The organism is Isoptericola croceus (assembly GCF_029382255.1).
Taxonomy (GTDB): Bacteria; Actinomycetota; Actinomycetes; order Actinomycetales; family Cellulomonadaceae; genus Isoptericola; species Isoptericola croceus.
Map to the genome: position 1 here is coordinate 68,797 of NZ_JARLLG010000013.1, position 22,024 is coordinate 90,820.

At 73.3% G+C, this 22,024-nt stretch carries 22 protein-coding genes; 11 read left to right on the forward strand and 11 right to left on the reverse strand.

All coding sequences use genetic code 11. The features are described 5' to 3' along the window. Positions 1 to 49: 49 nt before the first annotated feature. Entirely contained in the window at positions 50 to 742 is a 693-nt protein-coding gene (locus PZC42_RS19570) for a hypothetical protein (protein ID WP_277213560.1), read from the reverse strand. A 152-nt stretch (positions 743 to 894) separates the two neighbouring features. Here PZC42_RS19570 and PZC42_RS19575 point away from each other — a divergent pair, with 152 nt between their 5' ends. From PZC42_RS19575 to PZC42_RS19595, 5 genes are read left to right on the forward strand one after another with little or no spacing between them, the layout of a single operon-like run. Then, entirely contained in the window at positions 895 to 3,234 is a 2,340-nt protein-coding gene (locus PZC42_RS19575; protein WP_277213562.1) for a SpoIIE family protein phosphatase, read from the forward strand. A gap of 45 nt (positions 3,235 to 3,279) precedes the next feature. Continuing rightward, positions 3,280 to 4,302 carry a sigma-70 family RNA polymerase sigma factor gene (locus PZC42_RS19580; protein ID WP_277213564.1) on the forward strand — a complete coding sequence of 341 codons (1,023 nt, stop codon included), beginning with the start codon at positions 3,280 to 3,282 and terminating at the stop codon, positions 4,300 to 4,302. A 59-nt stretch (positions 4,303 to 4,361) separates the two neighbouring features. Beyond that, positions 4,362 to 4,817 (forward strand): fluoride efflux transporter FluC, encoded by a 456-nt coding sequence (locus PZC42_RS19585; protein ID WP_277213566.1) that lies wholly within the window; start codon positions 4,362 to 4,364, stop codon positions 4,815 to 4,817. Continuing rightward, a complete protein-coding gene (crcB, locus tag PZC42_RS19590) occupies positions 4,814 to 5,203 on the forward strand; it encodes a fluoride efflux transporter CrcB (protein WP_277213567.1) in 390 nt (129 codons plus the stop codon). The genes PZC42_RS19585 and crcB overlap by 4 nt, the downstream gene beginning before the upstream one ends. Before the next feature lie 25 nt (positions 5,204 to 5,228). Continuing rightward, a complete protein-coding gene (locus tag PZC42_RS19595; protein ID WP_277213569.1) occupies positions 5,229 to 6,182 on the forward strand; it encodes a 5'-3' exonuclease in 954 nt (317 codons plus the stop codon). Positions 6,183 to 6,309: 127 nt separating this feature from the next. On the opposite strand, the gene PZC42_RS19600 is transcribed toward PZC42_RS19595, so the two are convergent. From PZC42_RS19600 to PZC42_RS19615, 4 genes are all read right to left on the reverse strand, one after another. Further along, entirely contained in the window at positions 6,310 to 8,964 is a 2,655-nt protein-coding gene (locus tag PZC42_RS19600) for a phosphoenolpyruvate carboxylase (protein WP_277213645.1), read from the reverse strand. 147 nt (positions 8,965 to 9,111) lie between these two features. Then, positions 9,112 to 9,837: an anti-sigma factor family protein gene (locus PZC42_RS19605; protein ID WP_277213571.1), complete on the reverse strand. Its 726-nt coding sequence runs from the start codon at positions 9,835 to 9,837 to the stop codon at positions 9,112 to 9,114. Beyond that, on the reverse strand, positions 9,834 to 10,337 hold the full coding sequence (locus PZC42_RS19610) for a sigma-70 family RNA polymerase sigma factor (protein WP_277213573.1): 504 nt from the start codon (positions 10,335 to 10,337) through the stop codon (positions 9,834 to 9,836). Before PZC42_RS19610 ends, PZC42_RS19605 begins: the two co-directional genes overlap by 4 nt. Positions 10,338 to 10,344: 7 nt before the next feature. Continuing rightward, the gene (locus tag PZC42_RS19615; protein ID WP_277213575.1) at positions 10,345 to 11,037 is read right to left on the reverse strand and encodes a YceI family protein; all 693 of its coding nucleotides are present in this window, start codon (positions 11,035 to 11,037) and stop codon (positions 10,345 to 10,347) included. A gap of 179 nt (positions 11,038 to 11,216) precedes the next feature. Here PZC42_RS19615 and PZC42_RS19620 point away from each other — a divergent pair, with 179 nt between their 5' ends. Beyond that, a complete protein-coding gene (locus PZC42_RS19620; protein ID WP_277213577.1) occupies positions 11,217 to 11,741 on the forward strand; it encodes a COG4315 family predicted lipoprotein in 525 nt (174 codons plus the stop codon). A 54-nt stretch (positions 11,742 to 11,795) separates the two neighbouring features. Here the strand turns inward: PZC42_RS19620 and PZC42_RS19625 are convergent, their stop codons facing one another. Next, positions 11,796 to 12,200, reverse strand: coding sequence for a hypothetical protein (locus tag PZC42_RS19625; protein ID WP_277213579.1), 405 nt, complete (start codon positions 12,198 to 12,200; stop codon positions 11,796 to 11,798). Positions 12,201 to 12,359: 159 nt separating this feature from the next. Between PZC42_RS19625 and PZC42_RS19630 the strand changes: the two genes are divergently transcribed. Beyond that, complete coding sequence (locus PZC42_RS19630) at positions 12,360 to 13,142, forward strand: deoxyribonuclease IV (RefSeq protein WP_277213580.1); 783 nt, start codon at positions 12,360 to 12,362, stop codon at positions 13,140 to 13,142. A gap of 69 nt (positions 13,143 to 13,211) precedes the next feature. After that, positions 13,212 to 13,580 carry a helix-turn-helix transcriptional regulator gene (locus tag PZC42_RS19635; protein WP_277213582.1) on the forward strand — a complete coding sequence of 123 codons (369 nt, stop codon included), beginning with the start codon at positions 13,212 to 13,214 and terminating at the stop codon, positions 13,578 to 13,580. Between the two features lie 224 nt (positions 13,581 to 13,804). Here PZC42_RS19635 and PZC42_RS19640 read toward each other — a convergent pair whose 3' ends face one another. Together PZC42_RS19640 and PZC42_RS19645 are read right to left on the reverse strand one after the other, a co-directional pair. Continuing rightward, positions 13,805 to 14,476: a response regulator gene (locus PZC42_RS19640; protein WP_277213584.1), complete on the reverse strand. Its 672-nt coding sequence runs from the start codon at positions 14,474 to 14,476 to the stop codon at positions 13,805 to 13,807. Continuing rightward, positions 14,473 to 15,795, reverse strand: a complete 1,323-nt coding sequence (locus PZC42_RS19645; protein ID WP_277213585.1) for a sensor histidine kinase — start codon at positions 15,793 to 15,795, stop codon at positions 14,473 to 14,475. The genes PZC42_RS19640 and PZC42_RS19645 overlap by 4 nt, the downstream gene beginning before the upstream one ends. A gap of 160 nt (positions 15,796 to 15,955) precedes the next feature. On the opposite strand from PZC42_RS19645, the gene PZC42_RS19650 reads away from it, so the two are divergent. After that, the gene (locus tag PZC42_RS19650) at positions 15,956 to 16,855 is read left to right on the forward strand and encodes an ABC transporter ATP-binding protein (protein WP_277213587.1); all 900 of its coding nucleotides are present in this window, start codon (positions 15,956 to 15,958) and stop codon (positions 16,853 to 16,855) included. After that, positions 16,852 to 17,646 (forward strand): ABC transporter permease, encoded by a 795-nt coding sequence (locus PZC42_RS19655; RefSeq protein ID WP_277213589.1) that lies wholly within the window; start codon positions 16,852 to 16,854, stop codon positions 17,644 to 17,646. Before PZC42_RS19650 ends, PZC42_RS19655 begins: the two co-directional genes overlap by 4 nt. 87 nt (positions 17,647 to 17,733) lie before the next feature. Here the strand turns inward: PZC42_RS19655 and PZC42_RS19660 are convergent, their stop codons facing one another. Then, positions 17,734 to 19,623 (reverse strand): cation:proton antiporter, encoded by a 1,890-nt coding sequence (locus PZC42_RS19660; protein ID WP_277213591.1) that lies wholly within the window; start codon positions 19,621 to 19,623, stop codon positions 17,734 to 17,736. Between the two features lie 64 nt (positions 19,624 to 19,687). Then, entirely contained in the window at positions 19,688 to 20,608 is a 921-nt protein-coding gene (locus tag PZC42_RS19665; protein ID WP_277213593.1) for a DNA/RNA non-specific endonuclease, read from the reverse strand. 114 nt (positions 20,609 to 20,722) lie between these two features. Here PZC42_RS19665 and PZC42_RS19670 point away from each other — a divergent pair, with 114 nt between their 5' ends. Beyond that, a complete protein-coding gene (locus PZC42_RS19670) occupies positions 20,723 to 21,337 on the forward strand; it encodes a PadR family transcriptional regulator (protein WP_277213595.1) in 615 nt (204 codons plus the stop codon). Between the two features lie 26 nt (positions 21,338 to 21,363). Here PZC42_RS19670 and PZC42_RS19675 read toward each other — a convergent pair whose 3' ends face one another. Then, positions 21,364 to 21,969: an NADPH-dependent FMN reductase gene (locus tag PZC42_RS19675; RefSeq protein WP_277213597.1), complete on the reverse strand. Its 606-nt coding sequence runs from the start codon at positions 21,967 to 21,969 to the stop codon at positions 21,364 to 21,366. Positions 21,970 to 22,024: the final 55 nt, after the last annotated feature.

Consider the following 22,024-nt stretch of genomic DNA (forward strand, 5'->3'; position numbering starts at 1 on the left):
GCGGTGCGGCGGCTGAGGACCGAGGGATGGAGGCCGGCGGTCTCGAGGCTCAGACCTCGGCGGGCCGCACCACGTCGGACCACTGGTCGGCGCGCAGCTCCCCGGCACTCTCCTCGAGGCCGGCCCAGCGGCGGGCGTCCTCGATCGTGGCCTGGAGCAGGTCCCTCAGACGGTCGTCGGTGTCGGGCATGCAGGCCTCGCTGATGCCCTGCACGGCCGTGGAGACCACCGAGGGCGCGGCGTCGCGCACGAACCGCTTCGGCTTGACGTGCGTCCCCGCGCAGAACCGCCGGGCCCACTCCGCCGTCTTGGGTGCCGTGGCCAGCGCGGCCACGCTCTCCGGGGCCATCGTGCCGTCCGGCCGTCCGTCGAGGACGTCGAGCATGCGCTCGCCGCCGAAGATCGCCACGGCGAGGGTCTGCTGCCGGTCGGCGGGCGCCACCGGCAGCGCTGCCCGGGCGGCCCGCAGCGCGATGTGCACGTCCCAGCGCGGGTCGTCGCTCGTGAGGCCGATGACCGACGGGATCATCGTCGACAGCCGCGGTCGCGCCTCGTCCGAGGTCAGGTCGTTGACCGCCCGCGCGAGCATCGCCAGGAGCGGATGCGTGCACTGCGGATGGTCGCTCCAGCGCTCCCCGGCGAGGAACGACGCGAGCTCCATGAAGCACGCGCCCTTCTTCGGGTTGCGGTGCTTGCCCCGGCCCAGCATGGGCAGGGCGTCGAACGCTCCAGCGGTTCCCATCACGAGTCCACCCCCGTATCGGTTCCTGCCTCCCAGTGTGCGCGCGGTGTGACGTGCGTCGCAACGGGTAGCGCGGACGAACGGGTGACGACGACGCGACCGCCCACGTCCACGTCGCACGAGATCTTGCGGATCGGGGCCATACTGGGTCCGTGCCCGAGACGAAGGTCCTGGGTTCGCTGCTCCGTGGCGCCCCGGACGAGGCCATCGCCGACGAGGTGTTCGACCGCATCGTGCGGCTCGTCCACCGCAACCTGGTCGTGCCCACCGCCGCGTTCGTCGTCCTCGGAGACGGTGTCCAGCTCCTGCCCGGGGCGGTCGGGATGCCCCCGGCGATCCAGCGGGACCGGGTGACCGACCTCGCGGAGCCTGCGACCGCGTTCGTCACGGCCGAGCGCGCGCCCTTCGTCGTCGACGACACCGACACCGACCCCCGCTTCAACCGACGGTTCGTCGCCCCGGAGCTCGGTGCCCGGGCGGTCGCCGGCTACCCGGTGGAGGACGGCCGCGGCAACGTGGTCGGCGCCCTGTGGGCCATCGACACCGCACCGCGCCGCTGGACCGACGACGAGCTCGCCACGCTCGGGGACCTGGCGGCCTCGTGCACGGGCGAGCTGCGGCTGCGGGCCGAGCGGGAACGTGCCCGACGGGCCGAGCAGGTCGCGTTCCGTGCCCACCAGCGCGCGCAGTTCCTGCTCGGGCTCTCGGAGCAGTTCGCCGGCGTGACCACCCTCGAGGAGGTCGAGGAGACCATCGCCCAGGTGGTCGGCGCCGGCATGGGCGCACGCTGGTGCTCCCTCGCGCTCGTGGACGCCGAACGCCGGCACCTGCGCTACGTGACGGTGGGGCACCAGGAGCCCGGCTTCCCCGACACGATGCGCTCGACCCGGCTCGACGCGCCCCGGCCCGACACCGCCGTCGTGCGCGAGCGCCGGACGCTCTTCTACCGGGACCAGGCGGAGATGGTCGAGGCCTACCCGGCGATGGCGGCCGTCGGCCTGATGACCACCGGCGCGCGCTCCTTCCTGCCGGTCGTGGCGGAGGACGACGTCATCGGCGTGGTGATCTGCGTGTGGGAGGAGACGCGCGACCACGACGCCGGCACGGCGGCCCTGGAGAACACCCTCAGCCGCTACGTGGCGATGGCGCTCGAGCGGGTCGCGCTGCTCGAGGCCCGGCGGCGGGTCGCGACGACGCTGCAGGAGTCGCTGCTCTCCGACGCCCCGGACGTCGCGCACCTGGACATCGCCACGACGTACGCCCCCGCCGCCCGCACCGACCAGGTCGGCGGCGACTGGTACGACGCGGTCGTGTGCAACGAGCGCACGGCCGTGCTGACGATCGGCGACGTCACCGGCCACGACGTCAACGCAGCCGCACAGATGGGTCAGCTCCGCTCCATGCTGCGGGCGCTCGCCTGGAGTCACGACGAGTCGCCCGCCGCACTGCTGAGCCGCCTCGACCGGGCCAACGCGATTCTGGGGCCGCACGCCCTGGCGACCGCCGTCGTCGTCCGCCTCGACCACGACGAGCACCCGCAGGGCGACTCGGGACCGGACGGGACCCCCGAGCGCGGGTACACCCTCACCTGGTCCGACGCCGGCCACCCGCACCCGCTCGTGCTGCGACGCGACGGGACGGTCGAGCGCCTCGACGCCCGGACCGACATGCTGCTGGGCATCGACCCCGCGGTCGAGCGCCACGACCATGTCACCCGGCTGCTGCCCGGTGACACCCTCCTGCTCTACACCGACGGCCTCGTGGAGCGTCGCGGCGTCATGATCACCGACCGCATGCGCGACCTCGCCGAGGCGCTCGCCGACGTGCACGGCGAGGCGACGGCCTCCCTGCCACGAGCGCTCGTGCGGCGGCTCGTGGGGCGCGCCCAGCGTGACGACGTCGCGGTGCTCGCGGCCCGCGCGCGCGTACCCGCCCCGTCGGGCCCGCCCGGCGACGACGGGCCTGCCACCGCCGAGCGCAAGGTGGCCGAGGACCTGAACGACCTCGGTCCCGCGCGGCGGTGGGTCGACGACGTGCTCGAGTCCTGCGACGTCGACGCCGAGCAGCGGCGGACGGCGATGCTCCTCGCCAGCGAGATCCTCACCAACGCGCTGGAGCACGGGACCGGCCCGATCGTGGCGACGGTCGAGGTGGACGACCACCGCCTGCGCGTGGGGGTTCGGGACGGCTGCACCCGTCCGCCGGTGCTGCGCGCCCCGGAGCCGCAGGACCTGTCCGGGCGTGGTGTGCAGTTCCTCGAGAAGCTCGCGTCCCGGTGGGGTGTGCAGCAGCACCAGGTGGGCGACGTCGTCGGCCGGCACGCCGCCGTCGGCGCCGGCAAGACCGTGTGGTTCGAGATCGACCGCACGGCGCGTCCGCTGACCGGCACGGTGCCGGTGGTGCGGCGCTCGTCACCGACCACGAGCTCGGTGCCGCTCGTCGAGCGGGTGCTGCCGTGGACGCGCGACGAGGCGCGCCGCCGCCGGACCTGAGCGCGTGGCGCGCGGGTGTCACCGGCTCGTCCTACCGTGTGAGGCATGGCACAGATGGTGACCCCTCACGTCGGCGAGCCGCCGGATGTCAGCGCGGAGCCCGACGTCGGCGCGCGGCTGGAGGTGTACCGGCGCGAGCTCACCGGTTACTGCTACCGGATGCTCGGCGGGGCCGGGGACGCCGACGACGCGGTGCAGGAGACGATGCTGCGCGCCTGGCGCGCCTACGACCGCTTCGAGGGGCGGTCCTCCCTGCGGTCGTGGTTGTACCGGATCGCGACCAACGTGTGCTTCGACGTCCTGGGGTCGTCGAAGCGTCGCGAACGGCCGATGGGTCTGGGCGGACCGCAGCCGGCCGAGATCGAGAACTTCGGTGAGACCCTGGCGGAGGAGCGCTGGGTGGAGCCGGTGCCCGACGACGCCGTCCTGCCACGCGAGGGGGACCCGGCCCAGATGGCGGTCGGGCGGGAGTCGGTGCGCCTCGCGTTCGTCGCGGCGCTGCAGCACCTGCCCCCGCGGCAGCGGGCGGTCCTCGTGCTGCGCGAGGTGCTGCGCTGGTCGGCGGCCGAGACCGCGACCCTCCTCGACACGACGGTGGCCTCGGTGAACAGCGCGCTGCAGCGGGCGCGCGCCACCCTCGGCGCCAAGGCGCTGGAACGTGACGAGGCCCGCTGGGGGCAGGTGGACGACGACCTGCTGGAGAGGTACCTCGACGCGTTCGAGCGCTACGACATGGAGTCGCTCGTCGCGCTGCTGCGCGAGGACGCCGTGCTGAACATGCCGCCGTACACGCTGTGGGTGTCCGGGCCGCAGGAGATCTCCCGCTGGATGCTCGGCCCCGGGCACGGATGCCGGGGTTCCCGGTGCCTGCGGGTGCGGGCCAACGGCTCCATGGCGTTCGGGCAGTACCGGCCGGCACCGGACGGCGGCTGGACCCCGTGGGGTCTCGTGGTGCTGGAGGACGACGGCGTGGGGCAGATCACGGGGATCACCACGTTCCTGGACACGGCGACGTGGTTCCCACGGTTCGGGCTGCCGGACCGCCTGCCCACCGAGCCCGCGAGGTAGCACATCACCCCGAGGTAGCGCGACCACACCGTCCGCGGAGGTTGCGGCATGATGCTCTGGTGACCCCCCGCGACCGCCCCCCGCACCGCGATCCGGTGCTGATCGGTCTCGTCGCGGCAGGTGGTGCCGTCGGCTCGGTGCTGCGCTGGGTCCTGGCCCTGCTGCTCCCGCACGAGCATGGCGGCTGGTCGTGGGCGACGCTCACCGTCAACGTCGTCGGGGCCTTCCTGCTGGGCTGGCTGCTCGAGGCGGTCGCCCGACGCGGGCCGGAGACCACGAGGCTGCGGCGGCTGAGGCTGCCCGTCGGCACGGGAGTCATCGGCGGGTTCACCACCTACTCCTCGCTCGCGCTGGAGCTCACGGGCCTCCTCGACGACGGCGCCTGGGCGCTGGCAGCCGCCTATGCCGCCACGACCCTGCTGGTCGGGATGCTCGCCGCGCTGCTGGGTGTGCTGGTGGGCAACCGCACCCCGCCGAGCACCCTCGGTCGCCTGTTGCGGGCGGGGGCACGATGAGCGGGCTGCTCGGCGCGCTGCTCGTCGGACTCGGTGGCGGGCTCGGTGCCGCCGCCCGGTTCTGGGTCGCGGACACCATCAAGGCCCGGCGACCCGAGGGGTTCCCGTGGGGGACGTGGCTCGTCAACGCGGTGGGTTCGCTGCTCATCGGCGTCGTCGCGGGCTGGCTCGTCGCCGCGGGACGGTCTGGCGGCTGGGAGCTGGTGCTCGTCTTCGGGTTCTGCGGCGGGTTCACGACGTTCTCGACGGCGATCCTGGAGACGGTGACCATGCTGCGCGGCGGACGGGTGGTGGCCGCGGTCCTGCACGTGCTGAGCACGCTCCTGGTGTCGGTGCTCGCCGTCGTCGTCGGGATCGCCCTGGTGGGGTCCCTGCTCGGCTCGTGACGGTGCCACCTGGCAGGCTGGGACCATGCGCCTGATGCTGCTGGACACCGCGTCGCTCTACTTCCGGGCCTTCTTCGGGCTGCCGGACTCCCTGCGCTCTCCCGACGGCCGACCGGTCAACGCGGTGCGCGGCCTGCTCGACATGATCGCGTTCCTCATCACGGAGCACCGCCCGGACCGGCTCGTGGCGTGCTGGGACGAGGACTGGCGCCCCGCGTTCCGGGTCGACGCGATCGGTTCCTACAAGGAGCACCGGGTCGCACAGCGCCGCGACGACGGCCCGGACGTCGAGGAGGTGCCGGGCGACCTCGTCCCCCAGGTGCCCGTCATCGTCGAGGTCCTGGCCGCGCTCGGCATCGCCCGGGTCGGCGCGCCCGGGTTCGAGGCCGACGACGTGATCGGCACGCTCGTCGCGCGCGAGCTCTCCGGCACTCCGGCCCCACCGTCGGGCACCGGCCCGCAGGTCGCCGTCGTCACCGGCGACCGCGACCTCTTCCAGCTCGTGGACGACACCGCCGGGGTGGCGATCCTCTACCCGGCCCGCGGGGTGCGCGACCCCGACCTGGTCGACCAGGCGCGGCTCGCCGAGAAGTACGGCGTGCCCACCGGTACCGCGTACGCCGAGATGGCGGTCCTGCGCGGCGACCCCTCGGACGGGCTGCCCGGGGTGCGCGGCATCGGCGAGAAGACCGCGGCCAAGCTGCTCGCGACGTTCGGCTCGCTGGACGGTGTGCTCGAGGCCGCAGCCACCGGCGCGAAGGGCGTCACCCCGACCCAGCGCACGAAGCTCGCCGAGGCGGCGGACTACCTGGCGGTGGCCCCCGCCGTCGTCCGGGTCGCGGCGGACGCCCCCGTCGGGACGTTCGACGACACGCTGCCTCGCGCACCGCACGATCCGGCCGCGCTCGATGCCCTCGCCGAGCGCTGGGGCATCCGGTCCAGCGTGGACCGGGTGCTGAGGTCCCTACCCGACCGATGAGTCCGGTGCTGGGCGCGACGACCACCGATCGTTGCGGGCGCGATTTCTGGCCCGTTCTGTCCGCCAAATAGGGACGAAACAGGCCAGAAATCGCGCCCACAACACACGCTGGGTCCGGGGCAGACCATCAGCCCGTGTTCTGCAGGCCGGCGCTCACGCCGTTCACGGTGAGCAGCAGCAGGTGCCGCCAGCGGTCCTTGTACCCGCCGTCGACCCACTCGCCGTCGTCCACGGTCAAGCCCTCGCTGGCGCCCTGCGTGCGCAGCGCCCGCAGCGCCCGCACCTGCAGCAGGGAGAGTGCGTCGACGTACGGGGACCGGAGCTGCACGGCTCGGCCGAGCACCCGCCGGCTGGCCAGCGGCCACTCGTTGCCGGTGATCTTCAGAACCCACTCGCGGGTCAGGCGCAGCTCGTCGAGGACCATCGCGGCGAGGTCGTCGCGGTCACCGAGCGCCAGGTACTTCTCGGCGATGCGCTCGTCGGTCTTGGCGAGCGACATCTCGATGTTGTCCAGCAGCGTGCCGAACAGCGGCCACTCGTGGTACGCCGCCCGGAGCTCGTCCAGGTCCCCGAACTCGCGCAGCGCCGTGCCCAGGCCGTACCAGCCGGCGAGGTTGATGCGCGCCTGCGACCAGGAGAACACCCAGGGGATCGCGCGCAGGTCGTCGAGGGAGTTCACCGACAGGCCGCGCTTGGCCGGGCGGGAGCCGATCGGCAGCAGGCCGACCTCCTCCAGCGGGGTGACCTCGGCGAACCACTGCGGGAAGCCCTCGGACCTCACCAGCCCGTGGAACCGGGCGCGCGACGTGGCGTCGAGCGCCGAGGCGAGACCGGAGAACCGCTCGGCCGTCGTGGCGTTGCGCTTCTCGGTCGAGGGTGCCGAGGCGAGCAGCGTCGCCGCGGCGACCTGCTCGATGTGGCGCGCGGCGATCGTCGGGTCGCCGTAGCGGGCCAGGATGACCTCGCCCTGCTCGGTGAGCTTGAACCGGCCGTCCACCGAGTGGGGCGGCTGCGCGAGCACCGCGCGGTTCGCCGGGCCGCCACCGCGCCCGAGAGCGCCACCGCGGCCGTGGAACTGGGTCAGCGTGAGGCCGTGCCGCTGCGCCCACTCCGCGATCCGCGACTGGGCTGAGTGCAGCGCGAGCGTCGCCGCGACGGGTCCGACGTCCTTCGACGAGTCGGAGTAGCCGAGCATGACCTCGACCCGGCGACCGTTCTGGTCCAGGCGCTTGCGCACCTGCGGCATCTCGAGCATCGCCTCGAGGATGTCGACCGAGTTCTCCAGGTCCGCGAAGGTCTCGAACAGCGGGATCGCGTCGATGACCGGTGCGTCGTCCGAGCCGTCGAACGCCAGCTCGGCGAGCTGGTAGACGGCGGCCATGTGCTCCGGCGCCTGCGTGAACGAGACGATGTAGCGGCGGGCGGCGCGCTCGCCGAAGCGCTTCTGCACGGCACCGAGCGCGCGGAACGTGTCCAGCACCTCGCGCGTGCGGTCGCTCAGCTCGCCGTGGACACCCTTCTCGGCGATCTCCTCGAGCGCGGCGGCGTGGACCTGGGAGTGCTGGCGCACCTCGATCTCGGCGAGGTGGAACCCGAAGGTCTGCACCTGCCACACGAGCTTCTGCAGATCGCCGAACGCCGCACGCTGAGCGCCCGCCTCGACGAGCGACGACTGCACGATGCGCAGGTCGGCCACCAGCTCCTCCGGACGCTGGTAGGCGAGGTCGGCGTCGCGCGAGCGGGTGGCGGCGATGCGGCCGGCGATCGCGAGGACCACCGCCCGGTGCGGCTCGTTCGGCGAGTCCGCGGCGGCGGCCGTGGCCAGGTCGTCCGAGAGCTGGCGGATCCGCTGCCACAGCGCCTTGAGCTCCGCCGACGCCGGGGTGCTCGCCTCCTCGAGGGTCAGCTTGCGGCCCGTGGTGCGGGCCGCCTCCTCCAGGGCGGTCAGCGCGTGCTCGGCAGCCAGCGTGGCGGCCTGACGCGTGACCTCCGCGGTCACGTTCGGGTTGCCGTCCCGGTCGCCGCCGATCCAGGAACCCAGGTAGACGAACGGCTTGGCGATCGGCGCCCGCGCCCCGGCCTCACCGTCGAGCAGCCAGTCGTCGAGCCGGCGGTACACCTCGGGGAACGTGCTGAACATCGTGGCGTCGAAGACGCCCATGGCGGTCTTGACCTCGTCGAGCACGGTCGGCTTCGACGCCCGGATCGGGGACGTGCGCCACATCGTGTCGATCTCGGCGAGCATGCGCCGCTCGTTCTCGGTGCGCGACGTGCCACCGGGACGCATCGTGTCGCGCTCGGCCAGCAGGGACGAGATGCGCCGGACGGCGCCGGAGACCGCACGACGGCGGGCCTCGGTGGGGTGCGCGGTCAGGACCGGGCGGAACTCGAGCTCGCCCAGACGGCGCACGGCCTCCTCACGGCCGACCTCCTCCGTGAGCTGCGTGAACGCCGCGGGCAGTGACTCCGCGATCGCGGCGCCCGACTCGGACTCGCGCTGGTGCAGCACGCGCACCCGGTGGTACTCCTCGGCGAGGTTCGCCAGGTGGAAGTAGCACGTGAAGGCGCGGGCCACCTGCTCGGCGCGTTCAAGGCTGAACCCCGCGACGACCTCCGCGGCCTCCGTGAGGCTCGCTCCGCCGTCGTCCACGCCGTAGGCGCGGATGGTCAGCTCACGCAGGCGCTCGACGTCGTCGAGCAGGTCCTGCCCGCCGGCCTCGCGCAGCACGGTGCCGAGCAGCCCGCCGAGGAGGCGGATGTCGTCGCGCAACGGGTCGGGCATCTCGTGCCGGGCGACGACACGCTCGATCGCGCCCGTGCTCGGGCTCTGCTGTCCGTAGTTGTCGCTCACGCCCTAGAGACTAAGCCGATCCCCGCTTGAGACATAGTTTGCGTCCGCCTTGCGGTCACCCACCTGGCTGCCGGGTGCTCAGACGTCGGCGGAGGCCAGCGGCTCCGCCCCGCCGACGACGGCGATCTCCAGGCGGACGACGTCGGTCAGCTCCACCGCGGACGCCGCCCGCAGACCCTGGGCGCTGTCGCCCGACGCGCCCCAGGTCGCCGCGACCGTCCTGTCACCGGCGCTGTCGACCACGACCAGCTCGTACGTCAGCGCCTCGTAGCCCTCCGGCACGGTCCCGTACCGGCAGCTCCACTCCAGGAGGGTGCCCCACGGGCGCGCCGTGGCCGTGAGGCTGGCGTAGACGTCCGTGGCGCCGACCGGTTCGAGCTCGACCTCGACGTCCGCGGTCTCGGCGACGACGGGCGGGTCCACCGCCGCGCCGCCGTCCAGGGACATGCCCGTCAGGACGCCCCCGACGGCGAGCGCGGCGGCTGCGACCGCGGCGAGGGACCGACGGCGCACCCGCGAGCGCCGCGCCGAGCGGGCGAGCGTGCTCAGCGGGACGACGTCGGCCCTCGGCGTCGGGGAGGTCGCCTCGCCCGGCAGCGCGGTGGCCTGATCGGCCGGGAGCGTGCCGAGGATCCCCGGTACGCCGGCGATCTCACCGACCGCCTCGCGGCACGCCTCGCAGGCGGCCAGGTGCGCCTCGTACTCGCGCCGGTCGGCAGGGCCGAGCGACCCCAGGACATAGGCGGCGTCCCAGGTCAGGTAGGGGTCCGGATCCTGCCCGGACCGCCCGGTGGCGGAGGTCATGACGTCACTCCTTTCTCCTGCAGGGCGAGTCGCAGTGCTCGCAACGCGTAGTGCAGACGGGACTTGACGGTGCCGACGGGCACGCCCAGCTCGGCGGCCAGCTCGGCCACGGTGCGGCTCCGGTAGTACGCACCGACGACGACGGCGCGGTGCTCGGCGGAGAGCTCGACCAGCGCGTCGGCGACGAGCCAGGCGTCGAGGACCGACTGCGTCGCATCAGGTTCGGGGACCTCGGGCACCTGGTCGGTGGTCCGTTCCCGGTTGTGCCGGGCGCTGCGCGCCTGGTCGACGACGAGGTGGCGGGCCACGGTGAAGAGCCAGGCACGCACCGACTCCCCCGACCGTTCGAGCACCTCGGGATGGCGCCAGAGCCGCAGCAGCGACTCCTGGACGATGTCCTGCGCGCCGGCGTCGTCCCGCACGAGCCGCGCGACGTACCGGTACAACGCGGCCGAGTGCTCGGTGTGGATCGCCTCGAGGAGCTGCTCGTCGGTGGCCACGGAGGCGTCATCCCTGCGGCTGGAGCTCGAGGGAGAACTCCACGCTGCCCGTGTCCTCGACCTCGACGAAGCCCAGGGACGGTGCCTCGACGCCGAACTCCTCGAAGACCACCGGGACGCTGCCGACGACCTGCGCGCCGCCATCGGCCACCGCGAACTGGGCGGTGACCGTGACCTCGCGGGTGACGTCCCGCAGGGTCAGGTCCCCGGTCAGCGCGACGTCGGTCCCGGCCGCCTCGAGCGGCACCGGGTCGGTGAGCTCGAAGCTCGCCGTCGGGTACGTGCCCACCTCCATGACGCTATCGCGGAAGTAGGCGTCCCGCGGGGGCTGGTCGGTGGTGATCCGCGCGACGTCGACCTCGATCTCGGCCGCGGTCACGACACCCTCGGCAACGGTGAGGGCACCGGTGACGTCGTCCGACGCCGGGTCGGTCCGCCCGGTGACGTCCACGTCCTGGCCCCGCAGCACCTCGTGCACGCGGTACCCGGCGTACGAACCGGTGGCGACGGTCCAGTCGCCGTCCACGTCCGCGAGGGCGTCGGCGTCCGTCACCTGCTCAGGAGCCGTGAGCGCCGGGGCGTCGGCCGCGAGGCTGTTCGCCCAGTCCGCGTACAGCCCGGGCCCGACGGTCACCACGGCCGCACCCCCGACCACGACGGCTGCTCCGACCCCGATCGCCACCTTCACCGCTGTCCGCACGGTGCCCACCTCGTCCCTGCTCGTCGCGGTACGGCGTCGCCCCGGGTCGGAGGACGCCTGTCGCCCTGCACGACGAGACAGCCCCCGCCGAGGTTCAATCGGTCCTCGCGATGAACTCTGCACCGGCGTGTCCCGTCGTACCGGGAGCAGGCCCACCTGATCGAGGAGAAGAGAGACTCATGCGACGCACAGCCAGGATCACGACCGCACTGGCCACCGCCACGCTGCTCGCCGCGACGGCGGCATGTTCCGGCACGGAGGAGGCGGCGGACGACGGCGCGACGGACACCACCACGGAGGAAACCACGGAGGCGGAGCCCATGGGTGACGCCGTCCTCGCCACGACGGACAGCGAGCTCGGGACGATCGTCGTCGACGGCGAGGGCATGACCGTCTACTACTTCACCCCCGACGAGCCCGGCTCCGGGGTGAGCGTCTGCGAGGACGAGTGCCTGATCAACTGGCCGCCGGTCCATGCGCAGGACGAGGACCCGCAGGTCGACGGCGTCACCGCCGAGGTCGGCACGATCACCGGCAACGACGGCGAGCTGCAGGTCACGCTCGACGGGCGCCCCGTGTACCTGTTCGTGGGCGACGAGGCTCCCGGCGACGTCGCGGGCCAGGCCGTCGAAGACGTCTGGTGGGTCGTGGCGCCCGACGGTGCGGAGATCACCGAGACCGCCGGGGCGGGCTCCGGCTACTGACCGTCGGCGGCGCCCTCTGCCGGCGTCAGAGGGCGCCGTCAGAGGGCGCCGGCGTCAGAGGGCGTCGAGGATGCGCCGGCGTGCCGCATCCCGCTCGGCGTCGCTGATGGTGCCCGCGCGGTGCAGGCGGTCGACCTCCGCCAGGCGCACCTCGGGCGCGGGTGCGGGCGCTGGCGTCCTCGGCACCGTGCTCGCCAGGTCTGGCGACGACCCGAGCCGCCGGGCCATACGCACCTGGAGGTCGGTCTGCGGGTCGAGCGGGTCGACGCCGGCGTCGTGGAGGGTCTTCGCGCGGCGTACGGACATCACGATGCTGACGACGACTACCACGACGATCAGGACGATCACCAGGCCGAAGAACCCGCTGAAGGCATCGCTCCCCCCGACGAGGCCAGGGTCGAAGGCGGGGTCGAAGTCGTCGAAGGCAGGGTCGTCGACGTAGAGGTCGTCCGGTTCCATGGCGGTCTCCTCCTCAGAAGGTGCCGAGCAGAGGTGGTCGAACCCCTGCGCGAGGATCCGGGCCGGTCGGTCGACTGCGGGCAAAGTAGCAGCGCGATGCCGGGGCGGCCACTGACCGCGCCGCGGCGCGCCGTCGGACCCTCGCCCTACGCTGAACCCATGAGCGTGAAGATCGGTGCCCATGTGAGCCTCGCCGACACCGTCGCGGATGCGGCGGCGATCGGCGCGGACGTCGTCCAGGTGTTCGTCTCGGACCCGCAGGCGTGGAAGGTGCCGCCGCTCGAGGACGGCGAGGCCGCGGCGTTCCGCGAGGTGACGACGGCGGCGGGCCTCGACGTCTACGTGCACGCCCCCTACGTCATCAACGTGGCCTCGACGAACAACCGCATCCGCATCCCCAGCCGCAAGCTGTTGCAGCAGGTGATGACCCGGGCCGAGGAGATCGGCGCCCAGGGCGTGGTGGTGCACGGCGGGCACGTGACAGCGAAGGACGACCCGGCGAAGGGCTTCGACAACTGGCGCAAGGCGATCGACGCGCTCGAGACCGACGTCCCCGTCCTCATCGAGAACACCGCGGGCGGCGACCACTCGATGGCGCGGCGGCTGGAGCGGATCGAGCAGCTCTGGGCGGCCGTGCAGCAGGCCGACGGTGCCGAGAACGTCGGCTTCACCCTCGACACCTGTCATGCCTGGGCGGGCGGTCTCGACCTGGCCTGCGCCGTCGCCGACGTCCGGGCGATCACCGGCCGCATCGACCTGGTGCACGCCAACGACTCGCGCGACGAAGCCGGCTCCGGGGCGGACCGGCACACCAACTTCGGGGTGGGGAACATCCCGCCCGAGCTCCTCGTCGGCGTCGTCGAGGCAGCCGGTGCCCCCGTGATCTGCGAGACCAAGGGTGACGTGGGCACCGACATCGCGTGGCTGCGCGAGCGGCTCTGAGCGTCCGCGGTGCGCGGGGCACCCTGTGGAAAACTCCTTCGGGGCACGGCGGGCCGGGACACTGCCCGCATGCGACGACTCAGCAGACCTGCACCTGACCACCACCTCGCGGTCGACATCGACGACGCCGAAGCCGGACCCGGCGGCGCACCTGAGATCTTCGACCCACCGCGCCGGCGCCCTGGGCCACGGCTCTGCGCCGACGGTCTCGCAAGAGTGGCTGCCGGCGCCGTCCGCCTCGAGGCCGCCCGCCGCGGCCTGTCCCAGCAGCAGCTCGCGATCGAGCTCGGCCTGTCCCGCACCGCGGTCTCGGCGAGATTCCGGGACCAGGTGGCGTGGACCCTCGACGAGATAGGTCTCCTCGCCCAGCTCTTCGGCTGCCGTGTCGCGGACCTGGTCACGGAAGCCCCTACCCGGCCAGGGCTCCGCGTCTGGTGACCGATGCACCGGGATCCCCGGCGGCGAGACGCCGACGAGTGCTTCGGCGCCCCGGGAGCCTGAATGCCGGGAGCGACCTGAGCGACACGAGCGACGGCACGCCAGGAGCGAATCACGCAAGGCGTGAGAATCACGCCCAGCGTGATTGACGACAGCCGCGGCGCCACCATTCCTCCCGAGGTGACAGGTCGGATCCTCGGTCCGCGAGGCCAGGCGCTGGTCGGTCAGGGCGAGCCGGCATCGTGGATCGCGATGGCCGCCTGCACCCGGTTCGACGCACCCAGCTTGTCGAGGATCCGCGAGACGTGCGTCTTCACCGTCGGCACACTCAGGTACAGCTCTGCCGCGATCTCCGCGTTGGACAGCCCCTGGGACAGCACGCCGGCGACCTCCCGCTCCCGGTCGGTCAGGGTCGCGATCCGGCGCCGCACCACGTGGCGCCCACCGCTGCTCGGACCGGCGGTCTGGCCCGAGACCTGCTCGATGAGCTGGGTCATCACCGACGGTGACAGCGTGGGCTCGCCGGCCGCCGCCGCCCGGACCGCCGCGACCAGCCGGTCCGGCGGGGTGTCCTTCAGCAGGAACCCGGCGGCCCCAGCACGCAGGGCGCGCAGCACCATGTCGTCGGCGTCGAATGTGGTCAGCACGATGACCCGCGGCGCCGGATCGCCCTGCGCGACGATCTGCCGGGTGGCCTCGATCCCGTCCACCCGCGGCATCCGGATGTCCATGAGCACCACGTCGGGGCGCGCACGCCGCACCAGCTCCACGCCGTCGTCCCCGTCGCCGGCGTCACCCACGACGCGCACCTCGGGCGCGCCTCCGAGGATGAGGCCCAGCCCTGCACGAACCAGCGCGTCGTCGTCGACCACGACGACGGAGATCGACTCGGTCATGCAGCCCACGGTAGCCATGCGCGCAGCACGAAGCGGCCGTCCGTCTCGCGTGCCGTCAGGGTGCCGCCGGCAAGCTCGGCCCGCTCGGTCAGACCGAGCAGCCCCAGGCCCGACGGCGGCACCATCGGCTCGACGTCGCCGGCGGCCGGCGTGCGCCCCACCTCCGTCCGCGGCCCGCTGCCGCCCGAGGACGCCGTCGGGTTGGTCACCGTGATCCACATGCCCTCGCCGGGTGCGCCGCGCAGCTCCACCGACGCGGGCAGCTCGCGGGCGTGCTTGCGCACGTTCGTCAGCGCCTCCTGCACGATGCGGTACGCGGTGCGCGACGTCGCCGTCGGCAGCCGGTCCGGGGAGGTCGTGCGATCGACCAGCCGGACCGAGGTGCCGGCCTCCGTGGTCGAGCTCGTCAGCGCCGGGAGGTCAGCGAGCGTCGGCTGGGGGCGCTCGGGGTCGGGTGCGAGGCCGGCGTCCTCGTCCGGGCCGGGGCCGTCGAGCCCACGCAGCACCCCGAGCACCTCGCGCAGCTCGCCGAGCGCCTCGTGCGCGCTGTCCCGCACGAGAGCCGCCGACTCGGCGACCTGCTCGCGCGGCAGGTCCGTCCGGTAGGCGAGCGCCCCGGCGTGCATGGCGACCAGCGACATGCGGTGGGCGAGCACGTCGTGCATCTCGCGCGCGATCCGGGCCCGCTCGTTCGCGCGCGCCTGCGCCACACGGCTCGCCTGCTCCCGCTCCGCCGTCGCCAGACGCCCGTGCAGTCCCGCCAGATGCTCACGGCGCAGCCCGATGTACGCGCCGATCCACACCAGCAGTGCGTAGAGGAGGAGTCCGACGCCGACGTCGACCAGCCAGCCCAAGCTGTCCGCGGCGGGGTACAGCACCCCGTACACCCAGCCCGCCACCACGAACTCGACGCCGACCACGGCGATGCGCCACCAGCTCCGGTGCGTCGCGAGCGACAGCACGGCCAACGCGGTCGGCCCCGCCGCGAAGACGGAGACCGCGCCGGCGGCGGTCACGATCAGCGCGATCGTCATGGGCGCACGGCGGCGCAGCAGCACGAGCCCGAGGCAGACCAGCCCGATGACGATGTCGAGCGCGATGCGCTCCGGTTCGATCTGGCGCTGGCCCGTCTCGCTCTCGTAGACCACCCCACCGGTGATGAGCATGCTCATCGACAGCGCCACACCGAGCCGCCACGTCTCACCCCAGAGGTGCCGCAGCCGCGAACGGGTCGGGACCGCCGGGCGACGGTCGGGCACCGACGGTCCGGCAGCCGCGGCAGCGTCGACGCGGTACGGGTCGTCGGGCGGGGTGGGCACCTGCCGAGCGTAGGACGTCGTGCCGGGCCGGGCATCCGCCGTCGGACGCCGATCGCCGCCACGGCATCCGCCGAAAGGATGACCCGCCGGAGCCGCAGGGCGGAGACATCCCCTCCCTGCGGGTGATGTGCCCCTGCCGTGCCCGCGGAAGGCTGGAGCCATGATCACCGTAGAGCACCTGACCAAGAGGTACGGGCCGGTCCTGGCCGTGAACGACGTGTCGTTCACCGCCGAGCCGGGACTCGTCACCGGATTCCTCGGGCCGAACGGCGCCGGCAAGTCGACCGCCATGCGCATGATGACCGGCCTGACACCCCCGACCAGCGGGGCGACGCGCATCCTTGGCAAGCCGTACGGCGCGCTCGCCAACCCCGGCCGCCGGGTCGGGGTGCTGCTCGACGCCGCCGCCCAGCACGCGGGACGCACCGGCCGCGAGACGCTCGCCCTGTCGGCGCTGCTCACCGGCGTCGGTCGGCACCGCGTCGACGAGGTGCTCGACATCGTCGGGCTCACGTCCGCCGAGGCGGGACGACGCGTCCGCACCTACTCCCTCGGCATGCGGCAGCGGCTCGGCCTCGCCGGTGCCCTGCTCGGCGAGCCCGACGTGCTCATCCTCGACGAGCCGGCCAACGGCCTCGACCCCGCCGGCATCCGCTGGATGCGCGACCTCCTGCGCGACTTCGCGGCCGACGGCGGCACCGTCCTGCTGTCCTCCCACCTGCTGTCCGAGATCGAGCAGGTCGCCGACCGGCTCATCGTCATCGGACGCGGTCGTATCGTCGCCGAGGGCACCAAGGACGAGCTCCTGCGGGCCGCCGGGACGTTCGTGCGCTCCACGGACGACGCCGCCCTGGCCGCCGCCTGCCGGCAGGCCGGCATCGAGGTGGATCGCCAGCCCGGCGGCGGGTTCGTGACCACCGCGGACGCCGAGCACGTCGCCCGGACCGCCCTCGCGGCCGGTGTGCTCGTGGTCGAGCTGCGCGATACCTCGTCCCGCGGGCTGGAGGAGCTGTTCCTCGAGCTCACCGCCGACGACGCCCGAGAGAAGGTGTCGGCATGACCGCCGTCCAGCAGTCCGCACCCCCCACCCGCACCCGGCAGGTCGATCTCCAGCCGGTCCCGTTCACCCGGCTCGTCGCGTACGAGTGGCGCAAGCAGCTCGACACCCGGGCGGTGCGCTGGCTGTTCGTCACCATCGCCGTGCTCACGGCCGGCGTGCTGGCCATCACGGCGCTCGTGGGCGACGGGAACGTGTCGTTCGAGACCTTCGTGTCGAACACCTCGACGCCGCTGGCGATGCTGCTGCCGGTCGTCGCCATCCTCGCCACCACGGCGGAGTGGTCGCAGCGCACCGGGCTGACCACCTTCACGCTGGAACCGCGCCGGCTGCGGGTGGTCTGGGCAAAGCTCGTGACCGCCGTCGGCTCCGGGCTGGCGTTCTTCGTCGTCGCGACGGTGATCGCCGCGCTCGCCCACCTGGCGGTGATCACGTTCCGTGACGCCGAGCCCGACTGGGGTGTGGGCAGCATGACGGCCGGGATGGTGCTCATGCTCGCGATCTGGATGATCCAGGGCGTCGCGTTCGGCCTCATGCTGATGAGCACCCCGGGGGCGATCGTCCTCTACCTCGTGGTGCCCACGATCATGGGTGCCGTCACGGTGCTCGTGCAGGCGTGGGCCGACGTGTGGCCGTGGATCGAGCTGCAGACCGCGAGCATGCCGCTGATCATGGGCGACCCGATGGGCGGCGAGCAGTGGGCGCAGCTCGTCGTGACGACCGCGATCTGGGTCGGGCTGCCGCTGCTGGTCGGGATCCTGCGGGTGCACCGCGGGGAGATCAAGACCGCCTGAGCCGCAGGTGCGGCACAGGGTGATGCCGAACGTCTCGGTTCGACACGTCTCGACAGACGAAGACGTGCCGGACCGAGACGTTCGGCGTTACTCCTCGGCGGACTCGTGGCCACCGCGCAGCTCGACGGCGATCTGTTCCGCGTCGAGCAGGTCCAGCGCCCGGTTCAGCAGCGTGGAGTCGTACTTCCCGACCGACCGCACCTCGAGCAGCGCGGCACGCTGCGCCGCGATGGTCGCGAGGCGGAGCTCGAAGAACTGCGCCGCCAGCTCCTCAGGGGTCGACTCCGCCTCGATCTCGTTCTCCTGCTCGCGCAGGACGATGTCTCGCACCCTGGCCACCACCACCGGCGAGTAGGCGGTGCCGTCCGACCGTCGCAGGCCGGGGTCGTCGAGCGTGTGGCGCGACGCGGTGTCATGGACCTCCCGCAACCCTCGCATCCCCTCGGCGAGCCGTGGTGACGCGCTGTCCGCCAGCCCGAGCCCACGCACCACCCACGGCAGCGTCCCGCCCTGCACCAGCAGGGTGCCCGCCGCGACGCCGAACGCCACGAGCACCAGCAGGGACCGCTGCGGGAAGTCGGTCGGCAGCGTCTGCGCGGCCGCCAGCGTCACGACCCCGCGCATCCCGGCCCACACGAGCACCACACCCTCGCGCGGTCCCAGCGGAGCAGCCGTGAGGTAGTCGATGTCGGCCATCTTGCGGACCGTGCGCCGTTGGAACTGCGCCATCCGAGCAGCCATGCCCTCCCGGCGCCCGTCGGCGCGCTCCTCGCGGCGACGCTCCTGCTCCGCCTGCATGCGCCGGCGCACCCGCAGCACGTCACGCCGTCGTCGTCGCTCGTCCATCTCGGCAGGCAGGCTCGACTCGTAGGCCGCGGCGAGGGTCTCGGCGTCCGTGACCGCGCCGTCATCGGTCGTCGCCGCCCTCGTGGCCTCGAGTCGCGTCCGCATCGTGCGCACGACGTCCCGGACCTGTGCGGCCCGCCGGCGACGCCGCTCCAGCAGCGCCAGCAGCGGCAGGACGAAGGCCGCGCGCACCACCACGATGCCCACCGCACCGATGACCGCGACGCCCAAGGCGAGCGACAAGGAGCCGTGCTCCGCGCGGACGTCCTCGACCAGAGCGAACAGCTGCAGCCCCATGACCAGGAACAGCCCGCCCTCGAGCAGCACCTCGACCGTCCGCCAGTTCGACTCCTCGGAGAGCCGGTCCTGGGGCCGCAGGTGCCGGGCCGCGAGCGCGCTGGTCACCAGGCCGGCGGTCACCGCGGCGACGATCCCGGAGGCACCCAGCGCCTCGGCGGGAGCATAGGCGGCGAACGGCACGGCGAACGAGGCCGCCGTGGACAGCGCCGCGTTCCGCAGCCGGGCACGTACCCACAGGCCTGCCCGGCCGACGACGATGCCGCACGCCGCCGCGAGCAGCACGGCCTGCAGGAAGTCCCCGACCACGCTCCACACGGAGACGCTCGCCGCCGTCGCCGCGATCGCCGACCGCAGCAGCACGAGTGAGGTGGCGTCGTTGAGCAGACCTTCGCCGTCGAGCATCACCACGACGCGCTGCGGGGCGCCCAGCTTCTTGATGATGGAGGTGGCGACGGCGTCGGTGGGGCTGACGATCGCCCCGAGCGCGATGCCGGCCGCGAGCCCGATACCGGGGACCACCGCGGTGAAGACCGCACCGATCACCACCGCCGACACCACGACGAGCAGCACCGACATGCCGCTGATCGCTGTGAAGTCCCGCCGGAAGTCCATCGCGGGGAACGACGCCGCGGCGGCGTAGAGCAGCGCGGGCAGGACGCCGGCGAGGACGAGCTCGGGGTCGATCTCGATGGCCGGCGTCATCGGCAGGACGCTGACGCCCACCCCGATCATGACGAGGATCAGGGGTGCGGCGACCCCGGCGCGGGGGGCGAGCGCCGTGACGGCGATGATGATCGCCACGGAGGCGACCGCGACGAGCATGACGTCCATGGCGTTCAACGTAGGCGGATCGGGGCGGTTGCGCGGGCCGAGCGCTACCTCAGCGGGCCGAGCGCTACCTTGCCGGTCCCAGCGCTACCTCGGCGGAGTGGGTGAGCTCCGTCCAGCCCGACGGCGGCCGGCGGCCGGCGGTGCGCGGTTCGAGCGGGCGCGCGGGCGGCGCTCCACGGACGTCGGCGTCCACCAGAGGGCCGAGGTCCAGCGCGGTCAGTGGCTCGACGTCGGCCACCGGCACCTGGAACGTCCGGAACGGTCCGAGCGGAGGGACGTTGCCGACGGCGAGCGCCCGCCCCGTCGCGGTGCTCAGCTCGGCGTCGGTGAGCTGGGGCGTCTGGTCGAGCACGAACGCCGCGGACCGCAGGACGAGCGCGGCCGGAGCGCCGCCGTCGGCGGAGGTCCCGGCGTCGGCCGCACCCTGGAAGGTCGTGGCCCACGCGACGACCTTCCAGAACTGCCGGGGCAGGGCGACCCCGCGGTAGACAGGGTCGGAGCCCAGGAACACGCACCCGGTGTGGACGACGATCCGGTGGCGGTGGCTGCCGGCGTACTCGAGCACGTGGTCCTCGAGGCCGTTCCACAGCTCCTTCGACTGGTTGAACGCGTCGACCTGCGGGGCGGCGTTGGTGTAGACGAAGGTGGCCTCGCCGGCCTCGCGGGCCTCCTCGACCGTGCCCCACATGGGGTCGAGCCGGCGTACGAGGTGACCGCGGTCGAGCGGGTTGTGGCGGTAGAGCTCGTTGCCCGCCTGCTCCTCCGGGGGTGCCTGCGGGTCGAGCCGCCACGACCCCGACCTGGGCAGCGGCTGGAGCCGCTCGCCGTCCACCGTGCAGGCGGTCGCGGCGGCGAGCCGGCGCCGTGGGTCGAGCAGGACGCTGAAGCGGGGGTGGTCGAGCTGTCGCAGCGCACGGTCGGCGGTCGGCAGCGGGACCCGGACGACGGCGTCGGGGCCGAGGAACTGTGCGTCGTAGCCGGTCACGGGTCCGAGCCAACCATGCCCGCGCGAAACATTGTCAACGATATATCGTTGATGTATCTTCGATACGTCGGGTCGAGCACACGGCTCCCCGATCCACCACACAGGAGAACAACCATGCGCACCCCTCGAACCCCCTCCCCCGACCCCTTCGACCTGCCCGACGGTCGCCGACGCCGGGGCGACCACCCGCGCGGCGGCCGCGGACGACGCGGCGGCTTCGACGCCGGCTGGGAGACCGGGCCGCGCGGCGGTCGCGGCCACGGCGGCCCGGGCGGACGGCGCGGCGGCGGACGCCGCGGACGCGGTCAGATGCGCGCCGCGATCCTGCTCCTCCTCGCCGAGGAGCCCAAGCACGGCTACCAGATCATCACCGACCTCGCCGAGCGGTCCGAGGGCGGCTGGCAGCCCAGCCCGGGCGCCGTCTACCCGGCGATCGCCCAGCTCCAGGACGAAGGCCTCGTCGAGGTGGCCGACGACGGCGGTCGCCGCCTCGCGTCGCTCACCGACGCCGGGCGCGAGCACGTCGAGGCGCACCGCGACGAGCTCGGCACCCCGTGGGAGCAGACCGGTCCCCGCGGGCCGGGCCGCGAGCTGCACGGTGCGATGCGTTCCCTCGGCGGCGCCGTCGAGCAGGTCGCCCGCACCGGCACGCCGGAGCAGGCCACGGCGACCGCGGAGATCCTCGCCGCCGCCCGCCGCGACGTCTACCTGCTCCTCGCCGGCGAGTGAACCCCGCCGGCGCGTGACCCCGCGACTCAGCCGGGGAAGGTGCCGGTCGCCCGGGCATCGGCGAGGACGTCCGTCCACCAGCCCAGCTCCGCCAGCGCCCCGGTGAGCTCCCGCGCCGTCCGGGCGTCCGGCACGAAGCGCTCCGCGTCGTCCAGGCTCTCCCACGGGGCGCGCAGCCCTGCCGCGCGACGGGTGGTGACGACGTGCAGCTCGCCCAGGACGCCCCGCAGGTGGTCGATCGCCGCGTGACCACCGTGCACGCCATAGGCGACGACCGTCGCGGGCTTGAGCTTCCACTCGGCGTAGTGCCAGTCGATCAGGCGCTTGAGCGAGGCCGGGAACGAACGGTTGTACTCGGGCGTGACGAACACGAAGGCGTCCGCGGCGGCGATCCGCTCCGCCACCCCGGTCGACGGCCCGCCGCCGGGGTAGAGCTCGCTGTCGTCCGGCAGCACGGTGTCGGCCAGGTCGATCAGGTCGACGTCGGACCTGCCGTCGTCATCGAGCGCACTCGTCACCCAGTCGGCGATCGTCGGGCTCAGCCGGTCCTTGCGGACGCTGGCCGAGACGACCGCGACGCGGCGGCGCGTGGAGGGGAGCTCGGTCTCGTGATGCTGCGCTGTGATGGTCATGACGGCGATGCTGCAGGTTGAACAAATGGTGAAGTCAAGTCGTGGGCGTGCGAGG